Genomic DNA, 1,316 nt, shown 5'->3' on the forward strand with positions numbered 1-1,316 from the left:
AACGTGTCCACCGAAGCGGGACAAAGCTATCAGCTTCTGGCCGGCAACAAGGACGAGCCCACGCATTATCTGATCCAGGTGCCGGGCGCCGATCCGGAACGGCGGTGGGTGAAGATCAGTTGCGGCCATATCACCGGCGGCAGCGCCGCGACCGCGCCGGCGCCCGCCGGCCAGACCAAGCCGTCGCAGCCTGCTTCAGGCAAGCCTGAATATGTGTTCGCGCTGAGCTGGCAGCCGGCCTTCTGCGAGACCAAGGGCAGCAAGCCCGAATGCAAGGCGCAGAACCCCAGTGAATTCGACGCTTCCCACTTCACCTTGCACGGGCTGTGGCCGCAGCCGAACGGCAATTTCTATTGTCAGGTGCCGGCTGGCGACAAGGCCAACGACAACCCGGCGCATTGGGCGGATCTGCCGCCCGTCGATCTCGATGCCAATACGCGCGCCGAGCTCGACCAGGTGATGCCGGGCACGGCTTCCAAGCTGGAGCGTCACGAGTGGATCAAGCACGGCACCTGCTACGGCAAGAGCCAGCAGGAGTATTTCGCCGACGCGCTCAATCTGATGCGCGCCGTGAATGCTTCGCCGGTGCGCGACCTCTTCAACAAGAACATCGGCAAGCAACTGACGTCGGATCAGATCCGCGGCGCTTTCAACCAGGCCTTCGGCGCCGGCGCCGGCGACCGTGTGCGCGTTTCATGCCTGGTCGATCCGTCAAGCGGCAGGCGGCTGATCGGCGAGCTGACGCTCGGCCTCTCCGGTCCGATCAGTCCCGACAGCAAGCTCGCCGACCTGCTCATGGCGTCGGCGCCGACGGGCAAGGCCGGTTGTCCGAAGGGCACGGTCGACGCGATCGGATTCCAGTAAGAACTCAGCAGCCGAATTTTGGCTTCGAAGTCAGGCGGTCTTCGGGGCCGCCTCGCGGATGACGGCGTCGCTGCCCGGTTCGCCGATCACGCGGTCGCGGCCGCTCGACTTGGCCTTGTAGAGGCGCTGGTCGGCAAGCGCGAAAATGTCGGCCAGGCAATGCGTCGTCTCGCTGACGGTGGACACGCCGGCGCTTATGGTGATGTTGAAGCGACTGGTGTGCACGGAAGTCTTCACCGCGTTCCTGATAGCTTCGCCGAGCAGCCTCGCCAGCGCATGCGGCTGCGAGCAGAGGATCGCAAATTCCTCGCCGCCGATCCTGAACACCTGATCCGCGTTGCCGGCAGTCTCGATCAACAAGGCGGCCATCGACTTCAGCACCTTGTCGCCCTCGGCGTGACCGAACCGGTCGTTGATCGATTTGAAATGGTCGACGTCGACGATGAGCAGGC

At 64.4% G+C, this 1,316-nt stretch carries 2 protein-coding genes; one reads left to right on the top strand and one right to left on the bottom strand.

Annotated features, from left to right (window positions below; translation table 11 throughout):
- The coding region (locus EOA29_RS36725; RefSeq protein ID WP_127222408.1) for a ribonuclease at positions 1 to 864 on the top strand (864 nt) is incomplete at its 5' end.
- A gap of 30 nt (positions 865 to 894) precedes the next feature.
- On the opposite strand, the gene EOA29_RS36730 is transcribed toward EOA29_RS36725, so the two are convergent.
- The coding region (locus tag EOA29_RS36730; RefSeq protein WP_145970060.1) for a GGDEF domain-containing protein at positions 895 to 1,316 on the bottom strand (422 nt) is incomplete at its 5' end.

Origin of the sequence: Mesorhizobium sp. M1E.F.Ca.ET.063.01.1.1, assembly GCF_003998155.1 — a bacterium.
Classification (GTDB): Bacteria; Pseudomonadota; Alphaproteobacteria; order Rhizobiales; family Rhizobiaceae; genus Mesorhizobium.